Below are 24,586 nucleotides of genomic sequence, written 5' to 3'. Positions count from 1 at the left end.
GCTCTTGAATCAGCAATTATTCATCCATTATCTTGCTTGTTAGCCGCTAAAGCCGTTGTTTTAGCTTTTGCCAGCAAGATAGTTTCAAATTTTGCTATATTTGGCCGTTTATCGGTTTCTTTGAATGATGCTATGTATAATTCTTAGCTAGCCGCACTGGATCGCCGGCTTATGCGACCTCCGACCTGTGAGTAAATGAGTAACACCATGGCTGACTTACCAATTGATGACTTAAATATTGTGTCGAATGTGACCTTGATTACGCCAGAGCAACTCAAAGCTAAAATGCCGTTAACCGAAACGGCGCATAAAACTGTTGCGACTGCCCGCCAAGTGGTGCGAGATATTTTAGATGGTAAAGACCACCGTTTATTTATTGTGATCGGCCCTTGCTCGATTCACGATCTCAAAGCCGCCCACGAGTATGCTGACCGTTTAAAAGTGTTAGCAGAAGAAGTGTCAGATACTTTATATCTCATCATGCGGGTTTATTTTGAAAAGCCGCGTACCACAGTTGGTTGGAAAGGGTTAATTAACGACCCCTATTTGGATGACACCTTCCAAATTGAAGATGGCTTACACATTGGCCGTAAATTACTGCTTGATCTGGCCGAAAAAGGTTTACCCACAGCCACTGAAGCCCTTGATCCAATTACCCCGCAATACTTGCAGGATTTAATTAGCTGGTCAGCCATTGGCGCCCGTACCACTGAATCCCAGACTCACCGTGAAATGGCCTCTGGTCTATCTTCTGCAGTGGGTTTTAAAAATGGTACAGATGGCGGCTTAACCGTGGCAATTAATGCCCTGCAGTCGGTGTCAAACTCGCACCACTTTTTAGGCATTAACCAACAAGGTAGCGTGTCACTGGTTAAAACCAAAGGTAACACTTATGGGCACGTGGTATTACGTGGCGGTAATGGTAAACCTAACTATGACTCTGTCAGTGTGGCGCTGTGCGAGCAAGAGCTGGTCAAAGCGAAAATCACGCCCAACATTATGATTGACTGCAGCCACGCTAACTCAAACAAAGACCCTGCCCTGCAACCTTTAGTGCTTGAAAATATCACCAATCAAATTGTTGATGGTAATACCTCAATTAACAGCTTGATGGTGGAAAGCCACCTTGGCTGGGGTAATCAATCAGTACCTGAAAACCTAGAAGACTTGCAATACGGCGTTTCCATTACCGACGCCTGCATTGACTGGGAAACCACTGAAAAATGCATTCGTGATATGCATGCCAAACTCAAGGATGTATTGCCTAAGCGTAAGCGTTAAGCTTAATCAGATAGTTAGATTTACTCGTAACACAATCAAGCAGCCTAGGGCTGCTTGATTGCTTTAACCGCCAACAAAAAGCATAAGCAAATAGCTATATATTCTTTTATGGAATAAAAGACCTTGGTTATAGTGCCTCACATCATTCGTTAATATGTGCGGAGTCACTATGAAATCTTTACTGTCTTTTTCGCTGTTGGCTGCTAGCATCGCTGTCAGCAGTGCACTACAAGCCGCGCCTTTGCTTAACGTCTCCTACGATGTCATGCGCGACTTTTATAAAGAGTACAACCCGGCTTTTCAAAAGCACTGGGTGGCTGAAGGGAATAAACCGATTCAGATTCAAATGTCTCACGGCGGTTCAACCAAACAAGCCCGCTCAGTAATTGATGGCTTACCAGCAGATGTCATCACCATGAATATGGCCACGGATATTAATGCACTGCATGAGTACGGCAATCTAATTCCTGCGGATTGGGCTAAAGCCTTGCCTAATAACAGTGCTCCCTTTACCTCGGCTACGGTATTTATCGTCCGCAAAGGCAACCCGAAAAATATTCAAGACTGGCCAGACTTAGTCAAAGAAGGCACAGAAATTATTGTGCCTAACCCTAAAACCTCAGGTAATGGTCGCTACACCTACCTATCAGCCTGGGCATATACCTTAAACAATGGTGGCTCCGAACAAGATGCAAAAAACTTTGTCGGCAAGTTATTTAAACAAGCTCCTGTCTTAGATACTGGCGGCCGTGCAGCAACCAGCTCATTTATGCAAAACAAATTAGGCGATGTCCTAATCACCTTTGAAAACGAAGCAGAAATGATTGCTCGTGAGTTTGGCCGTGGTGGTTTTGAGGTGGTTTACCCAAGTGTAAGCGCTGAAGCTGAACCTCCCGTTGCGGTGGTCGACAAGGTAGTTGATCGCAAAGGTTCAAGAGCGCAGGCCGAAGCCTATCTTAAGTATTTATGGTCTGACGAGGCGCAAAAAATTGCTGCTGAAAACTACCTGCGTCCACGCAACCAAGAGATTCTTAAGCAATACGCTGACCGCTTCCCAGAAGTTGAGTTTATGCCGGTAGAAAAAACCTTTGGCCCTTGGGATCAGATTCAAAAAGAGCACTTTAATGATGGCGGTATTTTTGATCAGGTCTACGCACAATAATCCACTTGCCTGCTTGACTCTCAGCCGCTGATTTTTTTCAGCGGCTTTTGGCTTTTTTAAGCAAGCTGTCACCTTCAGGGCTGCATCTGATAGAATTGACTTTATTTTTCTTAGATGTTGATGCCATGTATAACCCAGCTACTACCCGTGTCATCGTTGGTATGTCCGGCGGTGTTGATTCTTCTGTGTCGGCCCTCTTGCTCTTGCAGCAAGGCTATCAGGTGGAAGGCCTGTTTATGAAAAACTGGGAAGAAGACGACGGCACTGAATACTGCACCGCCAAAGAAGACCTCGCCGATGCCCAAGCCGTATGCGATAAACTGGGAATCAAGTTGCATACCGCTAACTTTGCCGCCGAGTACTGGGACGAGGTATTTGAACACTTTTTAGAAGAGTATCAAGCGGGTCGCACACCTAACCCAGATATTTTGTGTAACCGCGAAATTAAGTTTAAAGCCTTTCTAGACTATGCCCATCACTTAGGCGCTGATCTAATTGCCACAGGTCATTATGTTCGCCGCTTAGACGTTGATGGTGAAAGCCGTCTATATAAAGGTCTTGATAACAACAAAGACCAAAGTTATTTCTTACATGCTGTTGGTGGCACAGAAATTGGCCAAAGCTTGTTTCCCGTGGGTGAACTAGAAAAACCAGCGGTTCGCGCTCTAGCCGAACAACATGGCTTAATCACCGCAAAAAAGAAAGACTCTACCGGCATCTGCTTTATTGGCGAGCGACGCTTTACTGACTTTTTAAAACAGTATTTACCCGCTCAACCTGGTGAGATTCAAACCGTAGACGGCGAAGTCATTGGCCAGCACAGCGGTCTGATGTACCACACCATTGGTCAGCGCCAAGGCTTAGGTATTGGTGGCCTAAAAGATGCCAGCGAAGAGCCTTGGTACGTACTTGCTAAAGATCTAGCGCGTAACGTACTGATTGTCGGCCAAGGTAATGAGCATCCGTGGCTCTATTCGCGCAGTTTAACGGCCAGTGAAATCTTTTGGATTAATCCCATTGATTTAAGCCAACCATTGCAGCTGAGCGCTAAAGTTCGCTATCGCCAGCCTGATCAGCGCTGCGTCCTGAGCCGTACCGAGCAAGGCTATGTGGTGACCTTTGAACAACCACAACGTGCCGTCACCCCAGGCCAGTCGATTGTGTTTTATCAAGACGATCTGTGCTTAGGTGGCGGCGTCATTGAAACCACCCAACCTTGGGATGAGGAGATCCAACGACCATGAGTATTGAGCAAGAACGTTTAATTGCCTTAGCCGGTGTTTTTCAAGCTGCCGCAGCAGTCGATCGTTTAGCTCAAACTGGGCAAACGCCCAGCGGCACCTTAAGTTGCCTACTAAATAGTCTGTTAATTACCGACCCGCAAAACACCTTAGAAGTGTATGGCGGCGATGACTTAAATCTGCGCGATGGCTATAAAGCCTTAGAGGCAGCATTGCGCCGTGATCCAGGTAACTTGCCTCGCCAAACCTTGCGCTATGCGCTGAATTTAATCACCCTAGAAGCCCAGTTAGAGCGCAATGAGGAGCTGATTGATGTCATCAGCCAACGCTTGCCCTTGATTCAAACCAAGGTTGAACAATTTGGCTTGACCCATGACAATGTGATTGCTTCCTTAGGCGCGCTCTACCAAGACACAGTCAGTACCTTTAAACAGCGTATTCAAGTCCATGGTGATATGCGCTATCTGCAGCAGGAGATGGTCGCCGCTAAAGTGCGCGCCCTCTTACTCGCCGGTATTCGTAGCGCCATGCTCTGGCGACAACTGGGTGGTCACCGCTGGCAGCTGGTATTTAGTCGCAAAAAAATGCTCAATCTACTGACCCAGCGTCCTAGCTTCTGATGCAAGAAAGCCAACCACTACAAGGCGCTCTCTTGCTGGGAGTTTCTGCCTTACTCTTTGCTTTGATGGGGGTGGCTATCCGTTACGCCACCCAGTCTGGGATTAACAACGAAATCGTGGTGTTTTCAAGAAACCTCGTTGGCGTTATCTTTTTTTTACCGCTGTTGCTACGTAAAGGCCTAGCGCCTCTTAAAACCACGCGCCTTAAATCGCACTTCTTACGTACCTTTTCGGGTCTTGCGGCGATGTATTGCTTTTTTTACGCAATCGCGCACTTACCCCTAGCTGACGCCATGCTGTTTACTTACTCAGCACCTATTTTTACCCCAATTATTGCCTACTTTTGGCTCAAAGAGCCGCTGACCCCAAGGGTATTAGTTTTTTCAGCCATTGGCTTACTCGGCGTAGCGCTAGTAGCCAAGCCTTCTAATAGCTTGTTTAACAGCCTGTCCTTGATTGGTTTAGCTGCCAGCTTACTCGCTGCCATTGCCTATGTCTCAATTCGGCAAATGAGCGATACCGAGCCTGCCTATCGGATAGTATTTTATTTTGCATTTTTTAGCGCCTTAGTGTCCGCTGTGCCACTGACTTGGGCTTGGCAAACGCTAACCCACGCTCAACTGCTTTGGCTGGGACTCGCTGGACTACTGGCCGCCTTTGCTCAGATCACCATGTCAAGGGCCTACACATTGGCACCGCCATCCATTATCTCGCCGGTGGCTTATAGCGCGATTATTTTTGCCGGCTTACTGGCTTGGTTTTTTTGGCAAGAAACCCCCGATCTACTCTCGATTGGTGGTGCAGTTTTAATCATTAGCGCCAGCCTAATGTCATTGTTCCTGCGTAAACGCTAAACCCTAGGGCCTGTTTGTAGTACACTGCCCGCCTGTTTTGGTCTGATTGCAAGAGAATATCCATGCTGCTTTCTTCACTTACTGCTGTATCACCTGTCGATGGCCGTTATGGCAGTCGCACCGCTGCACTTCGTCCTATTTTCAGTGAGTACGGACTGATCCGTAATCGCGTACTCGTTGAAGTACGCTGGTTACAACGTCTGGCTGCACATCAAGGCATTACTGAAGTTGCACCCTTTTCAGAACAAGCTAATGCCCTGCTTAATCAGTTGGCTGAAAACTTTGAACTCCAGCACGCCGAGCGGGTAAAAGAGTTTGAGCGCACCACTAACCACGACGTCAAGGCGGTGGAGTATCTGCTCAAGGAACAAGCGCAACAGTTACCTGAGCTGGCTAAAATCAGTGAATTTATTCACTTTGCTTGCACCAGTGAAGACATTAACAACCTGTCCCACGCGCTGATGTTACGTGAAGGCCGCGATCAAGTGGTGCTGCCACTAATGCAGCAAGTAGCCGATAAGCTACGTGAGCTTGCCCATGAGTTTGCTGAAGTGCCAATGCTGTCACGCACCCATGGCCAGCCGGCCTCTCCCACTACTCTTGGTAAAGAGTTAGCCAACGTAGTGTACCGTTTAGAGCGCCAAATCGAGCAAATTAAAGCCATTCCATTACTTGGTAAAATTAATGGCGCCGTAGGTAACTACAACGCCCACTTATCTGCCTACGCTGATATTGACTGGGAAGCCAATGCCAAAGACTTTATTGAAAATGATTTAGGCCTTAGCTGGAACCCCTATACCACACAAATCGAACCACACGATTACATCGCAGAGTTGTTTGATGCGGTAGCTCGTTTCAATACTATTTTAATTGACCTCGATCGCGACATTTGGGGCTACATTTCCATCGGTTATTTCAAGCAAAAAACCGTTGCGGGTGAAATTGGCTCATCCACCATGCCACACAAAGTTAACCCGATTGATTTTGAAAACTCTGAGGGTAACCTTGGTATCGCCAACGCTATTTTCCAGCATTTGGCCAGCAAATTACCTGTTTCACGCTGGCAGCGTGACCTCACCGACTCTACGGTGCTGCGTAATCTCGGTGTGGGTTTTGGCCACAGCATTATTGCCTACGAAGCCACACTAAAAGGTCTGGGTAAACTAGAGTTAAATGCGCCCCGTTTAGCTGAAGATTTAGACAACTGCTGGGAAGTATTAGCCGAGCCGGTACAAACCGTTATGCGTCGCTACGGTATTGAAAATCCCTATGAAAAGCTCAAAGATTTAACTCGCGGCAAAGGCATTACTCCCGATGCTTTGCTGGCCTTTATTGATACCCTTGAGTTACCTGAACAGGCCAAACAAGAGCTACGTCAATTAACGCCAAGCAATTACATTGGTAATGCGATCGCGCAAGCTAAGCGCATCTAAGTTAGACACATTTTGTGTGCTTAACTCGCTCAAAGTGCCTGATAATGTCAGGCACTTTTTGTTTTAATATCGTCCTAAATTTAGCTGGCTGGAGTTTACCTTGCCCAATTCCCAGATGCCCCTTGAAGTCCTTGGCGGCCTAACCGCGGACGTTTTTTTACGCGATTACTGGCAAAAAAAGCCACTCATCATTCGCCAGGCCTTTCCCAACTTTATAACCCCGCTCGCCTCCGATGAACTCGCCGGCTTATCCCTAGAGGAAGAACTAGAGTCACGCATTATTATTGAGCATGGCGAAACACCTTGGCAGCTCAAGCATGGGCCCTTTACCGAAACAACCTTTGCTGAACTTCCTGCCAGTCACTGGACGCTATTGGTTCAAGCGGTTGATCAGTTTATTCCTGAAGTGCAAGAAATTTTGCAGCACTTTAACTTTCTACCCAGCTGGCGGATTGATGATGTCATGATTAGCTTTGCTACAGAAGGCGGCAGTGTGGGCCCACACTACGACAATTACGATGTATTTTTATTGCAAACCGAAGGCCATCGGCGCTGGAAAGTTGGGCAATTTTGTGATCATAGCAGCCCCTTATTAGCCCACGACAGCCTGCGGTTACTGGCACACTTTGAGCAGTCGGAGGAATGGGTGTTAGCGCCCGGCGATATGCTGTATTTACCGCCCTGTTTAGCCCACTGGGGAATTGCCGAAGATAACTGCCAAACCTGGTCAGTGGGTTTTCGCGCACCCAGCGCTGCCGAAGTACTGACCAATTACACCGACTACCTCACACGCTTTATTCCTGATGAAGATCGCTTTAGCGATAGCAATCGCAGCCCCCTGACTGATAGCGCTGAAATTCGCGCCGAAGACTTAGCGCAAGTCAAACGTTTACTGACCGAACATCTCAGTGATGATCGTTTACTACTCAGCTGGTTTGGCCAGTTTATGACTGATCCCAAATACCCCGAGCGCGTGCAAGGCATCGAGATTGACTTAGACTCTTTGCTCGAAGCCCTCCAGCAAGGTGCGCTTTTAGTGCGCAACCCTTCAGCTCGCCTAGCCTGGAGCCAGGTCACACTCGAGGGTGAAACCGGCCTCTTGTTCTTTGTTAGTGGTAATAGCCGCTTATTGTCTGCCGAGTTAGCACAATTGCTGACTTTACTCTGCTCTGCAGATGCGCTTCACTTAGCCAATTTAGCTCCTTGGCTTGAATCCGAGGAAGCCACTACACTGATTGTTGAATTAGTTAAACAAGGCAGTCTGGAGTTTGCCGATGAATGATATCCACGTAAGAATTGCCGATTGGAATCATGACAATGCGGATTTACGCCGTATTCGTGAGAGTGTGTTTCAACAAGAACAAGGTGTACCTGCCGAACAAGAATGGGACAGCGAAGACGATACCGCGACCCACTTTTTAGCTTTTGAAGGCCAGTTTGCTGTGGGAACTGCGCGCTTATTACCAGATGCTAGTATTGGTCGCGTTGCGGTTTTGAAAGACTGGCGCGGCATGCATATTGGCGAGCTGATTATGCAAGCAGTGATTGCCGAAGCCGAGCGCCAAGGTATGCAAGAACAAATTCTCACCGCGCAAACCCATGCCACCGCGTTTTATGAGCGCTTAGGCTTTAAGGTCACCAGTGAAGAGTTTATTGAAGCGGGCATTCCCCATGTTGAAATGCTTCGTCGCAGTACTCCCTAAGCGCCTTCTGGGCAGCAACTATCGATACCCTTTGAGTGGGCTGCTACTGGGCAGCCTGCTCAGCAGCGCTAGCTTTGCCGCCACCGAGCTGATCCAAGTGCACTACCGTAGCGCGGATGAATTACAACCCACTTTGCAAAGCATCCTCGGTGACCAAGGGCGTATAGTCAGTCACGGTAATCAATTAGTAATTAATGCCCCGGCACCACAGATCGAAGAGATTCGTCAACTCGTGCAGCAACTTGATACGGAACCACAGATGCTGCTGATTAGCATTGATCGCACAGGTATGGCACACAGCGAGCAAGACTCGATTAATCTCGGCGGCAGCTTTTCGGTGGATGGACATCAGGTCATCCTTGGCCCTTCTGGGCAACGTGAAATTACCCACAATCGGCATCACTCACAGCAACAAGGCATTGAACAAGTGCGCACCCTAGAAGGCAGCGCAGTGCTTATTAGCCAGCAACAACAGCACCCCATCACCCACTACCAACACCTACCCAATGGGACTTTGCATCGCTATTCTGGCTACGAACAGAGTTGCTCCCAGCTGCAACTTAGAGTGCAACTGCAAGGACAGCGCGCACTCATCAGTATAGACGATCAGCAAATTCAACCCGCTACTAATCATGCACCAAGGCAAACGCAACAGCTTAGCAGTCAGATCACTACAGAATTAGGTCAATGGATTGATTTAGGCAGCCTTTCTAGCGTGAGCCAAGAGTCTAACCGTGGTCTTACCACACGCCAACAAGCCCATAGACAGCAGACTTCAGGCATAAAAATTAAAGTTGAGCGACTCAATTAAGTTTTTTGTAGTTTTTGTAGTGGCATAAAAAAAACACTACAAATCGTTTGACGAACGGCCGATTAAAGCGCATCATACCCCTGCTTCTGAGTAAAGAGCAGCTGCAGAGTGCACAGCAGCCTTGAGCTTAAGCTTGTGGCAGCAGGGTGATAACGAGCAACGATTGATTAGTAGATTACCTTAGTAATCGGCCCAGGTAGCGGATCTCAACAACTGTTGACGTAGCAAACCATAATCAGCGCCAACCTCTTCCACAGTCATGCCCTCTGAACCAGAACGCAACCGCGCCACCTAGCATCCACTTTCAAGTTCGGTTGTGCGTGGCAAGTTAACGCTGTACCCAATACTTTTTTTGAAGGATTGACCATGTCAACTTATCAGAACGAAATTAAGGCAATTGCCGCTCTTAAAGATAAAGCCGGTAGCGGCTGGAGTGCGATCAACCCTGAGTACGCTGCTCGTATGCGCATTCAGAACCGTTTCAAAACCGGTTTAGATATCGCCAAATACACTGCAGCCATCATGCGTAAAGATATGGCTGAGTACGATGCCGACTCTTCTGTATACACCCAGTCACTGGGCTGCTGGCACGGTTTCATTGGTCAGCAAAAACTGATCTCCATCAAGAAGCACTTACAAACCACTAACAAGCGCTACCTCTACCTCTCAGGTTGGATGGTTGCTGCTCTGCGTTCAGAGTTTGGTCCACTACCTGACCAATCCATGCACGAGAAAAACTCTGTTGCACACCTGATCGAAGAGCTCTACACCTTCTTACGTCAAGCTGATACCCGTGAACTAGATCTTCTGTTCACTGCGTTAGACAAAGCACGTAAAGCAGGCGACAAAGCTGAAGAAGCTGCGATCTTAGACCAGATCGAAAACTTCGAAACTCACGTAGTACCTATCATTGCTGACATTGACGCTGGTTTCGGTAACGAAGAAGCCACCTACTTAATGGCTAAGCAAATGATCGAAGCAGGTGCTGCAGCGATTCAGATCGAAAACCAAGTATCTGACGAGAAGCAGTGCGGTCACCAAGACGGTAAAGTAACCGTTCCACACGCTGACTTCTTAGCAAAAATCAACGCTGTACGTTACGCGTTTCTAGAATTAGGCGTTGACGACGGTGTAATCGTTGCCCGTACTGACTCCTTAGGCGCTGGCTTAACCAAGCAAATCGCAGTAACTAACGAGCCAGGCGACTTAGGCGACCAGTACAACAGCTTCCTAGATGGCGACTACATCAATGATGCTAGCGAAATCGAGAACGGCGACGTTGTGATCAAATCTAACGGTAAACTGCTGAAGCCTAAGCGCTTAGCCAGCGGCTTATTCCAGTTCCGCGAAGGCACCGGTTTTGACCGCGTTGTTCTAGACTGCGTAACTTCTCTACAAAACGGTGCAGACTTACTCTGGATCGAAACCGAGAAGCCACACGTTGGTCAGATCGCTGAAATGGTTAACGAAATCCGTAAGACTGTTCCAGACGCTAAGCTGGTGTACAACAACAGCCCATCGTTCAACTGGACCCTGAACTTCCGTCAGCAAGTATTTGATGACTGGACAGCAGAAGGTAAAGACGTATCAGCTTACGATCGTGACCGCTTAATGAGCGCTGACTACGATGGTACTGAGCTGTGCGACGAAGCCGATGCACGCATCCAGAGCTTCCAGAAAGATGCTTCACGTGAAGCAGGTATCTTCCACCACTTAATTACCCTGCCGACCTACCACACGGCAGCACTGTCCACTGACAACCTAGCTAAAGGTTACTTCGGTGAGCAAGGTATGCTGGCTTACGTTGAAGGCGTACAGCGTAAAGAAATCCGCCAAGGTATTGCGTGCGTACGTCACCAAAACATGGCTGGTTCTGACATCGGTGATACTCACAAAGAGTACTTCTCTGGTGACGCAGCGCTGAAAGCAAGCGGTGAAGACAACACCATGAATCAGTTCGATAACGTTTAATCGCTATCACTGATTAGTCAGGCTTACCACTGACACAAAAAACCCCAGCAACGTGCTGGGGTTTTTTATTGGCCTCAAAACGCTAAGCCTAAACTTTGCTGCGCTCGCTCGGCCTCCGTACGCCGGCGACAATTTTTTCTACCGCTTTAGCCGCAGCAGCCATACCAAAAGTAGCTGTCACCATCATCACCGCACCAAACCCGCCGGCACAATCAAGCTTTACCCCTTCACCAACAAACTGCTTGCTCTGACAAACATCACCATCAGGCTTTGGGTATTTCAGCTGTTCAGTTGAAAACACACAAGGCACCGAATAATGCCTGCCTGGCGTGCGCGAGAAATTATAATCACGGCGCAACAACCCTCGCACCTTGGCCGCCAATGGATCATTAAAGGTTTTATTTAAATCAGTGACTTGAATCTGGGTTGGATCAATCTGTCCACCTGCCCCGCCAGTAGTGACTAATTGAATTTTTCGACGCTTGCACCAAGCAATCAATGCCGCTTTGGCAGCCACACTATCAATGGCATCGACCACAAAATCTAACTCTTCAGTGATGTACTCTGCCATGGTCTCACGGGTTACAAAGTCAGGCACCGCATGCACAATGCAGGCCGGATTAATTTGCTGGATACGCTCAGCAACCACCTCTACTTTTAACTGGCCCACGGTATTTTCTAAAGCCGGCATTTGTCGGTTAATGTTCGTCACGCAGACATCATCCAAATCAAATAACGACAGCTCGCCCACGCCACTGCGCGCCAAAGCTTCTGCCACCCACGATCCCACGCCACCTATTCCAACCACTGCGACATGGGCTGCCTGCAAGCGTGCTAGGCCCTGCTTACCGTATAAGCGCTCAATACCACCAAAGCGTTGCTCTATCATGCTCAATTCACCCAGTAATTTTTGGCTATTGTACCCAATTCAACTGACGCAGTAAGAGTAATGCCTGCCTAAAGCTGGCCGGTTAGCGCTGCAAGCTATGCTAAGATAGCGGCACTAATTGTTTGACTGGTCGAGATACACCGATGAAATTTGTCCACCAACGTGAAGAGCTTAAAGAAGGTGATACCGTCGTTATTACCTGCTCCCAACCCTGCAATATTCGCTTAATGAATGATGCTAACTTTCGCAGCTTTAAAAACGGCGGTCGTCACAACTACCATGGCGGCCTGTTTGATCGCTTTCCAGCACGGATTAAGATCCCCAAGGACGGCGCTTGGAATATCACCTTAGATACCGCCAATCGCCGCGCGATCAGTGTCACGCGCAAGATTAACTTTACCCACAGCATTAAGATTATTCGGCAAAAATAATGACTCAGCGCCTGCCTCCGCTTATTTGCCCTCTGTGCCGCACACCGCTTAAGCCTCATCTCAATAGCTTAAGGTGTGAGCAGCAGCACAACTTTGACCGCGCTAAACAGGGCTATTACCATCTACTGCCGGTCCAGCATAAAAAAAGCCGTGAGCCAGGCGACAATCAAGCGATGGTTGAAGCACGCCGCCGGTTTCTCGGGCAGCAGTTTTACCTACCGATTGCCGAGCAGCTTAGTCAGGCAGCGCAACAGATAGCCCCTAACCACTGGCTCGATATCGGTTGCGGCGAAGGTTTCTACACCCAACACTTAGGCCGGCAGCTAAGCCATAGCCAAGGCATAGGTTTGGATATCTCTAAAGAAGCAATTAAGCACGCCAGCAGCAAGCATTCGCCAATCACTTGGCTGGTGGCTAGTATGAATAATCTTCCCGTTGCCGATCAGTCAATAGCGCTAATCACTAGCTTATTTAGCCCGCTCGACTGGCAAGAGTGTGCACGAGTACTCGCGCCCAACGGGCAAGTACTTAAAGTTAGTCCGGCTAGCCAGCATTTAATTGAGCTACGCCAACAACTCTATGCGCAAGTGCATGCCTATGATGACAATAAGCATGCCCAAGAAGCGCCTAAGACATTTAACCTAAGTCGCAGCGAGTACCTCAGTTTCAGCCTTGAACTGCCCACTGCTCAAGATCGCGCAGACTTACTGGCCATGACGCCCCATGGCTGGCGAGCAGCTGAAGAAAAGCGCCAACACTTTATTAATCATCCACAAACGGTCACAGTTGCAGTACGCTTTGACTGGTTTTCACTTAGTTGAGGGACAGAGGATGCGCCAGCCAGATATCGAAATCTACCTTAAAGACTGCGACCTAGAGGCTGTTAGTCACTGGCTTAGCACAGCCTTGGCAGCTACCCCCCACTGGCTGACGAAAGGGCAAATCAGCCAAGCGCTGATCGCTCAACTGCCAGTTACTTGGTTTAAACATGCGGTAGGCAAATGGAGCAGCTTATTAATTGAAAGCGCTGCTAGTCCGTGGGCCACTGATTTAGACTGCGCTCAAGCCGCTTACGCTGCGCTTGGGGTTGAAGTGCGCTGCTCTTTAGGCGGCTGGCAAGAAAGCCAAGGCGAAGCCAATGCCGATCAATGGCTAAAAGTGAATGCCGAGGGCGTGAGCGAGTTTACCTGGCGGGTTTAGCCTAGCAACTTTCACCCAGTGCTCCCAAGCAGCCGACCAGACATAAAAAAAGCAGCCTTTAAGCTGCTTTTTTTGAAACACTGACTCGATCTTAGCGAGACAGTTTTTCTTTAATACGTGCTGCCTTACCAGACAGAGCGCGTAAGTAGTAAAGCTTAGCTTTACGTACATCACCACGACGCTTAACAGTGATGCTGTCTACGATTGGGCTGTAGGTTTGGAAAGTACGCTCAACACCTACACCGCTAGAAATTTTACGTACAGTAAAACCGCTGTTTAAACCACGGTTACGCTTACGAATTACAACACCTTCGTAAGCCTGAAGGCGCTGACGATCACCTTCTTTTACTTTAACTTGAACTACTACAGTGTCACCCGGCGCAAACGCTGGGATCTCTTTAGTCATTTGTTCAGCTTCGATCTGCTGAATAATTTTGTTAGTCATCTTTTGCTCCTGAAGGCAAACCACTTAATTAAAATGGGCTTACCATCGATACGTTATCTATCGTCCTGCTCGCGGAAATATTCCTCAAGCAGCTCTTGCTCTTCTCCAGAAAGCGAGCGGCAATCCAGAAGATCAGCGCGACGCTCTGCAGTACGCCCTAAGGCTTGCTGCAATCGCCAGCGCCGGATGTGTTCATGGTGACCGCTAAGCAGCACCTCAGGAACACGCTTGCCTGCATACTCCACCGGACGGGTGTAATGCGGACAATCAAGGAGACCGTCTGTAAAGGAGTCTTCCTCAGCGGAATCTGCGTGGTTTAGTGCCCCAGGCAGTAACCGCGTTACCGCGTCAACCAGAACCATGGCTGGCAATTCACCACCAGACAGGACGTAATCTCCGATTGACCATTCTTCATCAACGTGCGCTTCAATAAAGCGCTCATCAATGCCTTCATAACGCCCTGCAATTAAAATCATTGCAGACTCTTTCGCTAATTCCGTAACAGCCGCCTGCTTCAGTTGACGACCCTGCGGCGATAAGTAAATAACTTTCGCCCGCCCATTAACCGCTTGCTTTGCCGCCGCTAAAGCGCGCTCTAATGGCTCGATTTTCATCACCATACCCGGACCACCGCCAAATGGACGATCATCTACGGTTTGGTGTCGGTCTTCAGTAAAACTTCGTGGGTTCCAGCAATTCAGCTGCAAAATCCCCTGCTTCACTGCACGACTGGTAATGCCATATTCTGTTAAGGCGCTAAACATCTCCGGAAAGATGCTGATGACTTCAACCTGCAAAGGAATCCCTCATCAAAAATCAGCGTCCCACTCCACCTGAATTACTTCAGCGGCGAGATCCACAGCCAACACACAGTGTTCGGTATAGGGCAATAAACGCTCACGATCATCGAGGCTATCCACACAGGGCTTCACCACTAATACATCATTTGCGCCAGTCGCTAATAAATGATCGACCTTACCCAACAATTGCTGCGCTTGGTTAATCACCTTTAGACCTTCAAGTTGATGCCAGTAAAACTCTCCCTCAGCCAGCTCAGGTAACTCATCAACCGCCACACAGATCTCGTAACCCGTCAGAGTACGTGCCTCTTCCCGATCATCTAAGCCCTGAATGCGAGCGACTAGCCCCTTGCCTTGAAAGCGAGCACTCTCCAACTTGACCTGCTTGAGCACTCCTGCTGAACGTAAAGTCCAAACTGGGTAATCCAACAGGTTTTCCATCGGATCAGTAAAAGAGTGAATCTTTACTTCTCCACGCACACCATGCACCGCGCCGATTTTGCCGAGAACGACCAAATTATTTGAAGTGCTGGAGGCAGACATCACTGAAATTAAACCGCAGCAGGTGTTGCAGCTGCATCTTTCAGTAACTGTGCAACACGCTCAGATGGCTGTGCACCTTGGCTTAACCAGTAGTTAGCGCGCTCTTGGTTAACTGAGAGACGAACTTCACCACCAGTGGCGATTGGGTTAAAGAAGCCAATACGCTCAACAAAGCGACCATTACGTGCTTTGCGGCTATCAGCAACTGTTAAATGATAGAAAGGGCGCTTTTTAGAGCCACCACGTGCTAATCGAATAGTTACCATTAGGTTTTCCTGTTTGTTAATGCTTAAATCAAGCGGACACATTTAGGCCAAGGCCCAAACGGTCGCATATTCTACGTTGTATCAGGCGCTTTGCCTAGTCCATTTTCAAAAGCGCCCTAGCGCCCAAGTTAATCACTACAACTTAGGCATTTTTCCCATCCCTGGAATCATTCCGCCAAGGCCACGCATCATCTTGCCCATGCCGCCCTTGCCGGTAATTCGCTTCATCATTTTCTGCATCTGTTTATGCTGTTTAATCAGACGACTCACATCCTGAATTTGCGCGCCAGCCCCTTGGGCAATCCGACGGCGACGGGAGCCACTGATAATTTCAGGGTTGCGTCGTTCTTGCGGAGTCATCGAGTTAATCAAAGCTTCCATCTGCTTAAACTGCTTTTCTGCAGCCCCTTGCACGCCCGCTTGCGCAAGATTAACCCCACCAATACTGGGCATTTTGTCCAACAAACCACCCAGACCGCCCATATTGTTCATTTGTTGCAGCTGATCGCGGAAGTCTTCTAGGTCAAAGCCCTGACCTTTTTTCAGCTTTTTGGTTAGCTTTTCCGCTTTTTCTCGGTCAAGGGTCTGCTCTGCCTGCTCAATTAAGCTCAGAACATCGCCCATGCCCAGAATCCGCGAAGCCACTCGATCAGGATGAAAAGGATCCAGCGCTTCGCTTTTCTCACCCATCCCTAAAAACTTAATCGGCTTACCTGTGATAGCGCGCACCGATAACGCCGCACCGCCTCTGGCATCCCCGTCAACCTTGGTTAACACCACACCCGTGAGTGGCAAAGCATCATTAAAGGCTTTAGCTGTGTTGGCCGCATCTTGCCCCGTCATCGCATCCACCACGAACAGTGTTTCCACTGGATTAATCGCAGCGTGCAACTGACTGATCTCTGCCATCATGTCGCTATCAATAGCTAAGCGACCAGCGGTATCCACCAGCACCACATCAATAAACTTAAGCTTGGCTTGTTGAATTGCAGCCTGAGCAATGTCTACTGGCTTTTGGCTAATATCTGAGGGAAAGAAAGTAACGCCCACTTCCTCAGCAAGGGTTTCTAACTGCTTAATGGCTGCTGGGCGATAAACGTCGGCCGACACCACCATCACCGACTTTTTCTTGCGCTCTTTTAAAAAGCGCGCCAGCTTACCGACGGTAGTGGTTTTACCCGCCCCCTGTAAGCCCGCCATTAAAATCACAGCGGGTGGCGCAGCATTTAGGGCTAGGTCTTCGTTAGCCTCACCCATCATACTTTCTAGCTCAGCCTGCACAATTTTGACAAAGGCTTGGCCCGGCGTCAGGCTTTTAGATACCTCAGTACCGACTGCACGCTCACGCACTGCATTGACAAAATCTTTAACCACCGGCAAAGCCACGTCGGCTTCTAATAACGCCATGCGCACTTCACGCAGGGTATCTTTAATATTGTCTTCACTCAGACGCGCTTTGCCCGTAACATTACGTAATGTCTGTGACAGGCGTTCTGTTAAATTCTCAAACATGCATGGTCCTCATACGGGGTACTGCTTTTGTTAATAGGCGAAGTATACCTGAACCCTGACCTGACGACAGTGCTGACACTTGCCTCTGACCAAATTAGCTCGCCCTTTATGACAGATTTACCGATTATTCTTGCCTCTAGCTCGCCGTATCGCCAACAATTGCTGCAACGCCTAGGCTTGCCGTTTAGCGCGGTAGCGCCAGCGATTGATGAAACGCCGCGCCCAGAAGAGGCGCCTCAGCAACTGGTGCAACGCTTAGCCTTAGAAAAAGCTCAGGCGTTAGCCGAGCGCTTTCCCCAGCATTTAATTATTGGCTCTGATCAAGTCTGCGTGCGCCAGCAACAGATTTTAGGCAAGCCTCACACCCACCAAGCAGCAACTGTGCAATTACAGGCAGCCAGTGACCAAGAACTTTATTTCTATACCGGTTTAACTGTATTAAACAGCGCAACCCAGCAATCGCTTAGCGACTGCGTTAGCACCACTGTTAAGTTTCGTCCTCTATCAGCGGCACAAATTGAGCGCTATCTGCAAGCTGAACAGCCCTATGATTGCGCCGGCAGCTTTAAGGCCGAAGGCCTTGGGATTAGTTTGTTTCGTTATCTGCGCAGTGATGATCCTACCGCACTGATCGGCTTACCCTTAATTGCCCTCACTAGCCTACTGCAGCAATTGGGGCAAACCCTCCCCTAACAGCACAAGACTCAGCCAGCATTTACCTGCCGGCTGAGTTAGTTATAACGTGTTAGCTTATTGTAAGCGTGGGCTTTCAGTACTTAGCCAAGTGGCTAAACTGCTCATGGCACTGGCGCCAAAACGCTTAGCAAAGCGATCAAAGGGCGACTCTTGCACTGTGTAATCAACGATTTTCTCTGCGCCAATGACTTCACGCGCTACAAAACTGGTGCTGCCTAGCTGATCAACTAATCCCAGAGCTAATGCCTGTTCGCCAGACCAGATCAAACCACTGAATAATTCAGGATGTTCGGCATCTTTTAAGCGCTCACCCCGTCCATCCTTCACACTTTTAATAAACTGTCGGTGGGTGGTGTCTAGCACTGAGCGCCAAAATTCTGCCTCTTCTGCTTTAGCTGGCTGAAACGGATCTAAAAACGCTTTATGTTCACCTGAGGTATACACTCGGCGCTCAACCCCCAGTTTCTCCATAGTGCCAACAAAACCAAAGCTAGCCGCAGTTACGCCAATTGAACCCACCAAGCTGGCTTTATCAGCGTAAATCTCATCGGCGGCGCTGGCAATGTAGTACGCCCCTGAAGCGCCCAAGTCAGCGATCACAGCATAGACTTTGAGTTCTGGTTTAGTGGCTTTCAAACGCTTAATTTCATCGTATACATAGCCCGACTGTACTGGGCTACCACCTGGACTATTGATCCGTAAAACAATGCCTTTAGTGTCGCTGCTCTTAAACGCTTTACGCAAGGCGCTCACTAAGCGATCAGCACTGGCAGCTTCGTCCTCAGCAATCATTCCCTTTACTTCAATTACTGCCGTATGCGGCCCTGTAATTTCTGGCTTATCGCCTAACGAAGCCAGGGGCGAAAAAGCCAAAAGCATTACCAATAGGTAGGTAAACATTAACAGCTTAAAGAAAATTCCCCAGCGTCGGGTGCGACGTTGTTCAATGATGCTGGCCTGAACAGTACGCTCTAAAATCTGCCAACTCTTATCATCCAAAGGATGTGACGGGCGATGCGGCTCATGGGGTTGCATAAATTACTCTCTCTATGACTGAATCTAAAGGTGGAACGATGACTGTTCTGCCAGCCAGGGTGCTAAGGCGGAAAAACAATCAATGCTATGCAGCGGCTGCTCTTGCAACAGCACTTCAAGGCGCTGAGCCCCATAACTGACCGCCACACTGTCTATTTGTGCGTTATGCGCCATTTGCAAGTCAAACGGCGAATCACCCACCATAACTGCCTGTGCGGGTGCTTTACCACAGTAAGCCAGTATTTCATGCAGCATCTGTGGATGCGGCTTACCTTGGGTCTCATCAGCGCAACGAGTAATATCAAAAAACTGTTGTAACTTGTGCCCAATTAAAACGCGATCTAACCCACGTCGACTTTTTCCAGTCGCCACTGCTAACTGGTAACCCTGTTCTTTAAAGCGCTCTAACTGCTCACGCACATGGGGGTAAAACGCCGAAGGCGTACTTTCTTGAGCGATATAATGCTGACTGTAATCTTCAATAAATTGCTGGCGTAGTACACTATCTGTCGCTTGCGCGGGATACAGCACCGCAAAGGCATCGGCTAATGACAAGCCAATAATCCCGCGAATGGCGTACTCTTCACGCTGCACCATGTGATTACGCTCGGCCGCATGGCGTACCGATTGCACGATACGGTCAATCGAGTCGACCAACGTGCCATCCCAATCAAAAATCAATAACGGATACTTAGTCTGTTGCACCCTGACCTCTCTTAACTTTCACTGTCTTTAATTGCAGCGCCGGTACTGGCTGCCAATTGCTCGAGCACCTGGGTCCATTGCGGCTCTACTGGCGCCTGTAACTGCAAACGCTCGCCACTGGGTAACGCAAAAGCCAGCTCACTGGCATGTAAAAACAAGCGCTTACCGCCTAGCTCACGAATCTGTTTACTGAACTCGTCATCGCCGTATTTAGTATCGCCGGCGATGGGGTGTCCGGCGTATTGCGCATGCACCCGAATTTGATGGGTGCGGCCAGTGACTGGACTGGCTTGAACTAACGTAGCGTACTCAGCAAAACGACGTACCACCTTAAATAAGGTTAACGAATCGCGTCCTGCATCGTTCACTTCAACCATCCGCTCCCCTGAGCGCAAATTATTTTTTTGCAAAGGAGCCGCCACCTGTTTACGACTGCTAGGCCAAGCCCCTTTCACCAATGCCAGATAACGCTTGTCCATCTGCTCATTGCGTAGCTGCTCATGTAAATGGCGCAACATACTGCGCCGCTTAGCGATCAATAATAAGCCTGAGGTATCGCGATCCAATCGGTGCACTAACTCGATTTCTTTGGCCTGTGGTCTGAGCTGACGAAAGGCTTCAATCACCCCAAAATTCAAACCACTGCCACCATGCACTGCAATCCCGGCTGGTTTATTCAAGGCAATCAGCTGTTTATCTTCAAATACAATGGCTTGCTCTAGGCGTTCAAGTAAGCCTTGGGCAATCGGCGCTGGCTCATCAGCAGGAGTGACACGAATCGGTGGAACACGCACTATATCGCCCACTTTGAGTCGATAGTCTGGTTTAATTCGGCCTTTATTTACCCGCACCTCACCTTTACGCAAGATGCGATAGATCAGTGTTTTGGGCACACCTTTTAAGCGAGTACGCAAAAAATTATCGATCCGCTGCCCATCGAATCCAGGTTCAACCTCTAATAATTGCACACCTGTACTGACAGGCTGAACTGCTTCACTCATAAATCCAGTGGACTCCTAGGCTAATAAACACCGCAAAAAAGCCATTATACGGATTCAGTTAAGCTTTGCTTGCTCCTGTTTAATTGCAGCCGCCTTCAATTTTGCCAGCGAGTGCACAGTTTGCTTAGCCCGCGCTATTTTTGCCTTAGCCCAAGCCCTTAAGGCAACTAGCGTTGCGTTTATTCAATTGAAGCAAGCGCCAGTAACTGCTATATTCCAACCGCTGAAAATCTGCTTAAGCCGTGGCTATCATTAGGCCGCAAACAACTAACCGCTAGGCAGAACGAAAGTAAAAACGTGTTTAAGGTACAAGCCACCTTGCAAGCCAACGACTTGACTAAGCTGCTTAAAAAATTAGTGCCATTTCTGCATATAGACCTAGGTCTGCAGAACGGCTTTTTATAAACCGCTCTGAGTAGACCTGAGCGGCATCAATGCCCGTATGAATAACTCGGTGGAGATGCACAATAAACATTGCGCGTTGCTTAGATAAACTAGACGCTTCATCACGTCCGCCTGTGTTTACTGATTCCTCCTCCCTGTGTACTCGGTGCTGATTCATCGGCTCTTACTAGCCCGCTATCACGCGCAAGTCATTAATTCTTGCTGCTTGTGCCCTAGCTCAGAATCGCACTGTTTGTGGAGACGCCGTCGCCGCCAAGCTTAGGCTTGGTTTGCTAGACACAGCTTAACCCAAGCTGAGCGCACCGCCTGTATTCTACGTGAGCATCACTGCCGCACGGCCCTACTTGGATTCCGGAAAGTGATACCCATGAAAAGAATGTTAATTAACGCCACGCAACCTGAAGAGTTGCGGGTTGCCCTAGTAGACGGTCAACGTCTGTTTGATTTAGATATTGAATCAGGCGCCCGTGAACAAAAAAAATCCAATATTTATAAAGGTCGCATTACTCGCATCGAGCCTAGCCTTGAAGCAGCATTTGTTGACTTTGGCTCTGAGCGCCATGGTTTCTTACCGTTAAAAGACATTGCCCGCGAATACTTCAATAGTTCTTACCAAGGCGGTCGCGTCAATATCAAAGAAGTCTTGAGCGAAGGCCAAGAAATTATCGTTCAAGTGGATAAAGAAGAGCGCGGCAATAAAGGTGCAGCTCTAACGACCATGATCAGCCTCGCTGGCCGTTACATGGTATTAATGCCAACTAACCCACGTGCTGGTGGTATTTCTCGCCGCATTGAAGGTGAGGAGCGCCAAGAGTTACGCGCGGCACTTAACTCACTTAACGCACCCGCAGATATGGGCTTTATTGTCCGCACCGCGGGCTTAGGCCGTAGCACTCAAGAGCTGCAGTGGGATCTTGATTACTTAGTTAACCTGTGGAATGCCATTAAAGAAGCGGCTGATAAAGACGCTGCTCCGTTCTTGGTCTACCAAGAAAGTAACGTGATTGTCCGCGCCATCCGCGACTACTTACGCCAAGATATCGGCGAAGTCTTAATTGATACCATTGATGCCCAAAAAGAAGCGCTCGCCTTTATTGAACAGGTGATGCCGCAGTACGCCAGTAAGGTTAAGCTCTATCAAGACAGCGTACCTTTATTTAACCGCTTCCAAATTGAAAGCCAAATTGAAAGCGCCTTCCAGCGCGAAGTTAAACTGCCCTCTGGCGGTGCTTTGGTCATTGACCCAACCGAAGCCTTGGTATCAATTGACATTAACTCGGCTCGCGCTACCCGCGGCAGCGATATTGAAGAAACCGCACTGCAAACCAACTTAGAAGCCGCCGAAGAAATTGCCCGCCAATTACGCCTGCGTGATATTGGTGGCTTGATCGTGATCGACTTTATCGACATGACTCCTGCCAAAAACCAGCGTGCTGTTGAAGATCGTATGCGCGAATGCCTAGAAGTCGACCGGGCACGGGTACAAGTAGGCCGCATTTCACGCTTTGGCTTACTGGAAATGTCTCGTCAGCGTCTGCGCCCTTCCTTAGGTGAAACCAGTGGCATTGTCTGCCCACGCTGTAATGGCCAAGGCGTCATTCGTGATGTGGAGTCAATTTCACTGGCGATTTTACGTCTGATCGAAGAAGAAGCCCTGAAAGAGCGCACTGCTGAAGTCCGTGCACGGGTTCCATTCCAAGTTGCTGCGTTCTTACTCAACGAAAAACGTAATGCCATCACCAAAATCGAGCTGCGCACCCGAGTACGTATCTTCATTCTGCCTGACGAGCACTTAGAAACACCGCACTTTGAAGTGATGCGCCTGCGTGATGATAACCCAGAGGCTTTATCTGGCTTATCAAGCTATGAAATGGCTAGCGATGATAACAGTGATGAGCAATCGACCAGCACACCGCACTCCACGCGCTCGTTAGTACGTGAAGAGGCCGCAGTTAAAGTGTTACCCTCTGATCGCGCCAGCTTACCCGTTGCTTCCACCCCAGCAACGCCTAGCAGCCAAGAGCCTAGCCTGTTTAAAGGCCTAGTAAAATCCTTAGTGAGTCTGTTCGCCAGCAAGCCTGAAGAAGAAGCCAAGCCTGTAGCAGCTAGCGAAGAAGCACCACGCAAGGAAGAGCGTCGCCCAGCACGCAATAATCAGCGTCGCCGCGATAACCCACGCACTAACCGTAATGAGCGTACTGAGCGCAACTCCAACCGTGAGGAAGAGCGTAAAACCCGCGAAGAATCACGTAACCCGCGGGAGAATGAGCGCACCAGCCAAGACGAGCGTCCAGCACGCGAAGACAGCCGCCGCGAGCGCCCAGCCCGTGAAGAGCGTCGTGAGCGTCCGGCCCGTCAAGAACGCACTGAGCGCCAAGCGCCAGCTGCCGATGAGGTGAGCCAAACCAGCACCCCACAAGAAGCGCATAATAATCGCTTCGAGCAGCAAGATGATGAGCGTCCACGTCGTCGCTCACGGGGTCAGCGTCGTCGTAGCAATCGCCGCGAACGCTTACCGGAAGAGCTGCAACAAGCGCAAGAGAAAGCTCAATCCACTCCAGCAGAAGCAACGACAGCTGAAGCAGTCGAGGCACCTAGCACACCAGCTGTTGAGCCTAAAACTGCTGCTAGCGAGCCTAAGCGCACCCCGCTGGCAACCCCAGCGCCGATTGAAATTCGCGCCGCAGCCCCTAACCCTGAACCGGCGGTTACACCAACCAAGGCACCTGAAGCCGCAGCTGAAGTAGTCACTCCAGCTCAGCCTGTAACCGAAGCGCCAGCTGCGCCGCCAGTTGCAGCCGCTGCCAGCCCAACTCCAGCTGTAGCTGAGCCCGTATCGGCACCTGCTAAAGCCGAAGCGGTTAGCGTAGAGAAAGCTGAGCAGGTTAAAGCAGAGCCAGCACCTGTAGCACCGCTGACCGAAAGCAAAACCGCTGAGCCACAGCCAACAGCAATCGCTGAAGCCCAAGCTGCGCCAGTTACACCAGTCGTTGAAAAGCCAGTGGCCGCTCCTGTAAGCAAGCAGCCGCAGCCAGCAGCGCCAGAGCAACAAACAGCTGCAAGCCCTGCTGCTCAAAGCTCTAGCGATGAAGCACTGTTAGCCATATTAGCTTCAGCAACCACAGCTAACTCAGGTCGCGCCTTTGGCAAAGCCGGTCCAACGATTGATCCAGCTATTGTGCAAGCGGCTAAACAAGCTGAAGCCGAAGCGCAGCAACAAGCTGCCCAAGCTAAAGCTGAGCGTGAAACCACTAGCAGCGCCCCACAAGTGACCTTTGAGCCACTGGAGCGCCCAGTTGGTCGCGCCTCTAATGACCCACGTGAGCGTCGTCGTCAGCAGCGCTTAGCCGAGCAAGCCCTAACCACCCAAGCAGAAGCAGCGCCAGTGGTTGCAACTAGCCCTGAAACACCGGCAGTTGCCGAAACTGCTGAAGAATCAGAGGCTAAACCAGGGATTGAGCCAGCTTAAGGGCCATCGCTGATTAGGCAAAAAGGGCATCAATCGATGCCCTTTTTTAATGCCTGTAGATTGACAGCCACACCGTCAAACGCCTGGCTCGAAGATTGAGACATAAATTGCCG

General features: G+C 49.3%; 24 protein-coding genes. 15 read left to right on the top strand and 9 right to left on the bottom strand.

Annotation, left to right across the window (positions count from 1 at the left end; all coding sequences use genetic code 11):
- Positions 1-207: 207 nt before the first annotated feature.
- From AC2T15_RS02750 to AC2T15_RS02705, 10 genes are all read left to right on the top strand, one after another.
- Complete coding sequence (locus AC2T15_RS02750) at positions 208-1,281, top strand: 3-deoxy-7-phosphoheptulonate synthase (protein WP_486778672.1); 1,074 nt, start codon at positions 208-210, stop codon at positions 1,279-1,281.
- A gap of 169 nt (positions 1,282-1,450) precedes the next feature.
- A complete protein-coding gene (locus tag AC2T15_RS02745; RefSeq protein ID WP_053100057.1) occupies positions 1,451-2,443 on the top strand; it encodes a sulfate ABC transporter substrate-binding protein in 993 nt (330 codons plus the stop codon).
- Positions 2,444-2,568: 125 nt separating this feature from the next.
- Positions 2,569-3,687, top strand: coding sequence for a tRNA 2-thiouridine(34) synthase MnmA (mnmA, locus tag AC2T15_RS02740; protein ID WP_053101891.1), 1,119 nt, complete (start codon positions 2,569-2,571; stop codon positions 3,685-3,687).
- Entirely contained in the window at positions 3,684-4,304 is a 621-nt protein-coding gene (gene hflD, locus AC2T15_RS02735; RefSeq protein WP_053100059.1) for a high frequency lysogenization protein HflD, read from the top strand. Before mnmA ends, hflD begins: the two co-directional genes overlap by 4 nt.
- On the top strand, positions 4,304-5,158 hold the full coding sequence (locus AC2T15_RS02730) for a DMT family transporter (RefSeq protein WP_486778671.1): 855 nt from the start codon (positions 4,304-4,306) through the stop codon (positions 5,156-5,158). Before hflD ends, AC2T15_RS02730 begins: the two co-directional genes overlap by 1 nt.
- A gap of 62 nt (positions 5,159-5,220) precedes the next feature.
- A complete protein-coding gene (purB, locus tag AC2T15_RS02725; RefSeq protein ID WP_053100062.1) occupies positions 5,221-6,591 on the top strand; it encodes an adenylosuccinate lyase in 1,371 nt (456 codons plus the stop codon).
- Between the two features lie 115 nt (positions 6,592-6,706).
- The gene (locus AC2T15_RS02720) at positions 6,707-7,873 is read left to right on the top strand and encodes a ribosomal protein uL16 3-hydroxylase (protein WP_486779001.1); all 1,167 of its coding nucleotides are present in this window, start codon (positions 6,707-6,709) and stop codon (positions 7,871-7,873) included.
- Positions 7,866-8,294 carry a GNAT family N-acetyltransferase gene (locus AC2T15_RS02715; protein WP_053100064.1) on the top strand — a complete coding sequence of 143 codons (429 nt, stop codon included), beginning with the start codon at positions 7,866-7,868 and terminating at the stop codon, positions 8,292-8,294. Before AC2T15_RS02720 ends, AC2T15_RS02715 begins: the two co-directional genes overlap by 8 nt.
- Positions 8,295-8,325: 31 nt before the next feature.
- Entirely contained in the window at positions 8,326-9,105 is a 780-nt protein-coding gene (locus tag AC2T15_RS02710) for a secretin N-terminal domain-containing protein (RefSeq protein WP_486778670.1), read from the top strand.
- Between the two features lie 366 nt (positions 9,106-9,471).
- A complete protein-coding gene (locus AC2T15_RS02705; RefSeq protein WP_486778669.1) occupies positions 9,472-11,076 on the top strand; it encodes an isocitrate lyase in 1,605 nt (534 codons plus the stop codon).
- A gap of 88 nt (positions 11,077-11,164) precedes the next feature.
- Here AC2T15_RS02705 and tcdA read toward each other — a convergent pair whose 3' ends face one another.
- The gene (gene tcdA / locus AC2T15_RS02700) at positions 11,165-11,971 is read right to left on the bottom strand and encodes a tRNA cyclic N6-threonylcarbamoyladenosine(37) synthase TcdA (protein ID WP_486778668.1); all 807 of its coding nucleotides are present in this window, start codon (positions 11,969-11,971) and stop codon (positions 11,165-11,167) included.
- A gap of 137 nt (positions 11,972-12,108) precedes the next feature.
- Here tcdA and AC2T15_RS02695 point away from each other — a divergent pair, with 137 nt between their 5' ends.
- The 3 genes from AC2T15_RS02695 to AC2T15_RS02685 are packed head-to-tail and all read left to right on the top strand — an operon-like array spanning position 12,109 to position 13,596.
- Complete coding sequence (locus tag AC2T15_RS02695) at positions 12,109-12,396, top strand: DUF1883 domain-containing protein (RefSeq protein ID WP_486778667.1); 288 nt, start codon at positions 12,109-12,111, stop codon at positions 12,394-12,396.
- Positions 12,396-13,217 carry a putative RNA methyltransferase gene (locus AC2T15_RS02690; RefSeq protein WP_486778666.1) on the top strand — a complete coding sequence of 274 codons (822 nt, stop codon included), beginning with the start codon at positions 12,396-12,398 and terminating at the stop codon, positions 13,215-13,217. Before AC2T15_RS02695 ends, AC2T15_RS02690 begins: the two co-directional genes overlap by 1 nt.
- Before the next feature lie 10 nt (positions 13,218-13,227).
- Positions 13,228-13,596, top strand: a complete 369-nt coding sequence (locus tag AC2T15_RS02685) for a hypothetical protein (RefSeq protein WP_286592915.1) — start codon at positions 13,228-13,230, stop codon at positions 13,594-13,596.
- A 91-nt stretch (positions 13,597-13,687) separates the two neighbouring features.
- Here AC2T15_RS02685 and rplS read toward each other — a convergent pair whose 3' ends face one another.
- The 5 genes from rplS to ffh all read right to left on the bottom strand — a co-directional run bounded on the left by rplS (position 13,688) and on the right by ffh (position 17,162).
- Positions 13,688-14,041, bottom strand: a complete 354-nt coding sequence (gene rplS / locus AC2T15_RS02680; protein WP_286592916.1) for a 50S ribosomal protein L19 — start codon at positions 14,039-14,041, stop codon at positions 13,688-13,690.
- A 53-nt stretch (positions 14,042-14,094) separates the two neighbouring features.
- On the bottom strand, positions 14,095-14,838 hold the full coding sequence (gene trmD / locus AC2T15_RS02675) for a tRNA (guanosine(37)-N1)-methyltransferase TrmD (protein WP_080995563.1): 744 nt from the start codon (positions 14,836-14,838) through the stop codon (positions 14,095-14,097).
- A 12-nt stretch (positions 14,839-14,850) separates the two neighbouring features.
- Positions 14,851-15,384: a ribosome maturation factor RimM gene (gene rimM / locus AC2T15_RS02670; protein ID WP_286592917.1), complete on the bottom strand. Its 534-nt coding sequence runs from the start codon at positions 15,382-15,384 to the stop codon at positions 14,851-14,853.
- Positions 15,385-15,392: 8 nt separating this feature from the next.
- Entirely contained in the window at positions 15,393-15,650 is a 258-nt protein-coding gene (gene rpsP, locus AC2T15_RS02665; RefSeq protein WP_053101407.1) for a 30S ribosomal protein S16, read from the bottom strand.
- Positions 15,651-15,785: 135 nt separating this feature from the next.
- Positions 15,786-17,162, bottom strand: coding sequence for a signal recognition particle protein (gene ffh / locus AC2T15_RS02660; protein WP_053101406.1), 1,377 nt, complete (start codon positions 17,160-17,162; stop codon positions 15,786-15,788).
- Positions 17,163-17,270: 108 nt separating this feature from the next.
- Between ffh and AC2T15_RS02655 the strand changes: the two genes are divergently transcribed.
- The gene (locus AC2T15_RS02655) at positions 17,271-17,855 is read left to right on the top strand and encodes a Maf family protein (RefSeq protein WP_486778665.1); all 585 of its coding nucleotides are present in this window, start codon (positions 17,271-17,273) and stop codon (positions 17,853-17,855) included.
- 57 nt (positions 17,856-17,912) lie between these two features.
- Here AC2T15_RS02655 and sppA read toward each other — a convergent pair whose 3' ends face one another.
- From sppA to rluC, 3 genes are read right to left on the bottom strand one after another with little or no spacing between them, the layout of a single operon-like run.
- Positions 17,913-18,893, bottom strand: coding sequence for a signal peptide peptidase SppA (gene sppA, locus AC2T15_RS02650; protein WP_486778664.1), 981 nt, complete (start codon positions 18,891-18,893; stop codon positions 17,913-17,915).
- Between the two features lie 24 nt (positions 18,894-18,917).
- Positions 18,918-19,598 carry an HAD-IA family hydrolase gene (locus tag AC2T15_RS02645; RefSeq protein WP_486778663.1) on the bottom strand — a complete coding sequence of 227 codons (681 nt, stop codon included), beginning with the start codon at positions 19,596-19,598 and terminating at the stop codon, positions 18,918-18,920.
- Positions 19,599-19,609: 11 nt separating this feature from the next.
- Positions 19,610-20,599, bottom strand: a complete 990-nt coding sequence (rluC, locus tag AC2T15_RS02640) for a 23S rRNA pseudouridine(955/2504/2580) synthase RluC (protein WP_486778662.1) — start codon at positions 20,597-20,599, stop codon at positions 19,610-19,612.
- Between the two features lie 772 nt (positions 20,600-21,371).
- Here rluC and rne point away from each other — a divergent pair.
- Positions 21,372-24,473 (top strand): ribonuclease E, encoded by a 3,102-nt coding sequence (rne, locus tag AC2T15_RS02635; RefSeq protein WP_486778661.1) that lies wholly within the window; start codon positions 21,372-21,374, stop codon positions 24,471-24,473.
- Positions 24,474-24,586: the final 113 nt, after the last annotated feature.

Source organism: Thiopseudomonas sp. SA1F2-1K (genome assembly GCF_057443035.1).
Note: the sequence above shows the minus strand (reverse complement) of the source record. Positions and strands in the feature narration are given on the sequence as shown.

Bases quoted from the DNA above. Each gene is read 5' to 3' on its own strand.
- AC2T15_RS02750 (WP_486778672.1), top strand. From the start codon at position 208: ATGGCTGACTTACCAATTGATGACTTAAATATTGTGTCGAATGTGACC.
- AC2T15_RS02745 (WP_053100057.1), top strand. From the start codon at position 1,451: ATGAAATCTTTACTGTCTTTTTCGCTGTTGGCTGCTAGCATCGCTGTC.
- mnmA (WP_053101891.1), top strand. From the start codon at position 2,569: ATGTATAACCCAGCTACTACCCGTGTCATCGTTGGTATGTCCGGCGGT.
- hflD (WP_053100059.1), top strand. From the start codon at position 3,684: ATGAGTATTGAGCAAGAACGTTTAATTGCCTTAGCCGGTGTTTTTCAA.
- AC2T15_RS02730 (WP_486778671.1), top strand. From the start codon at position 4,304: ATGCAAGAAAGCCAACCACTACAAGGCGCTCTCTTGCTGGGAGTTTCT.
- purB (WP_053100062.1), top strand. From the start codon at position 5,221: ATGCTGCTTTCTTCACTTACTGCTGTATCACCTGTCGATGGCCGTTAT.
- AC2T15_RS02720 (WP_486779001.1), top strand. From the start codon at position 6,707: ATGCCCCTTGAAGTCCTTGGCGGCCTAACCGCGGACGTTTTTTTACGC.
- AC2T15_RS02715 (WP_053100064.1), top strand. From the start codon at position 7,866: ATGAATGATATCCACGTAAGAATTGCCGATTGGAATCATGACAATGCG.
- AC2T15_RS02705 (WP_486778669.1), top strand. From the start codon at position 9,472: ATGTCAACTTATCAGAACGAAATTAAGGCAATTGCCGCTCTTAAAGAT.
- AC2T15_RS02695 (WP_486778667.1), top strand. From the start codon at position 12,109: ATGAAATTTGTCCACCAACGTGAAGAGCTTAAAGAAGGTGATACCGTC.
- AC2T15_RS02690 (WP_486778666.1), top strand. From the start codon at position 12,396: ATGACTCAGCGCCTGCCTCCGCTTATTTGCCCTCTGTGCCGCACACCG.
- AC2T15_RS02685 (WP_286592915.1), top strand. From the start codon at position 13,228: ATGCGCCAGCCAGATATCGAAATCTACCTTAAAGACTGCGACCTAGAG.
- rplS (WP_286592916.1), bottom strand. From the start codon at position 14,041: ATGACTAACAAAATTATTCAGCAGATCGAAGCTGAACAAATGACTAAA.
- rimM (WP_286592917.1), bottom strand. From the start codon at position 15,384: ATGTCTGCCTCCAGCACTTCAAATAATTTGGTCGTTCTCGGCAAAATC.
- rpsP (WP_053101407.1), bottom strand. From the start codon at position 15,650: ATGGTAACTATTCGATTAGCACGTGGTGGCTCTAAAAAGCGCCCTTTC.
- ffh (WP_053101406.1), bottom strand. From the start codon at position 17,162: ATGTTTGAGAATTTAACAGAACGCCTGTCACAGACATTACGTAATGTT.
- AC2T15_RS02655 (WP_486778665.1), top strand. From the start codon at position 17,271: ATGACAGATTTACCGATTATTCTTGCCTCTAGCTCGCCGTATCGCCAA.
- sppA (WP_486778664.1), bottom strand. From the start codon at position 18,893: ATGCAACCCCATGAGCCGCATCGCCCGTCACATCCTTTGGATGATAAG.
- rluC (WP_486778662.1), bottom strand. From the start codon at position 20,599: ATGAGTGAAGCAGTTCAGCCTGTCAGTACAGGTGTGCAATTATTAGAG.
- rne (WP_486778661.1), top strand. From the start codon at position 21,372: ATGAAAAGAATGTTAATTAACGCCACGCAACCTGAAGAGTTGCGGGTT.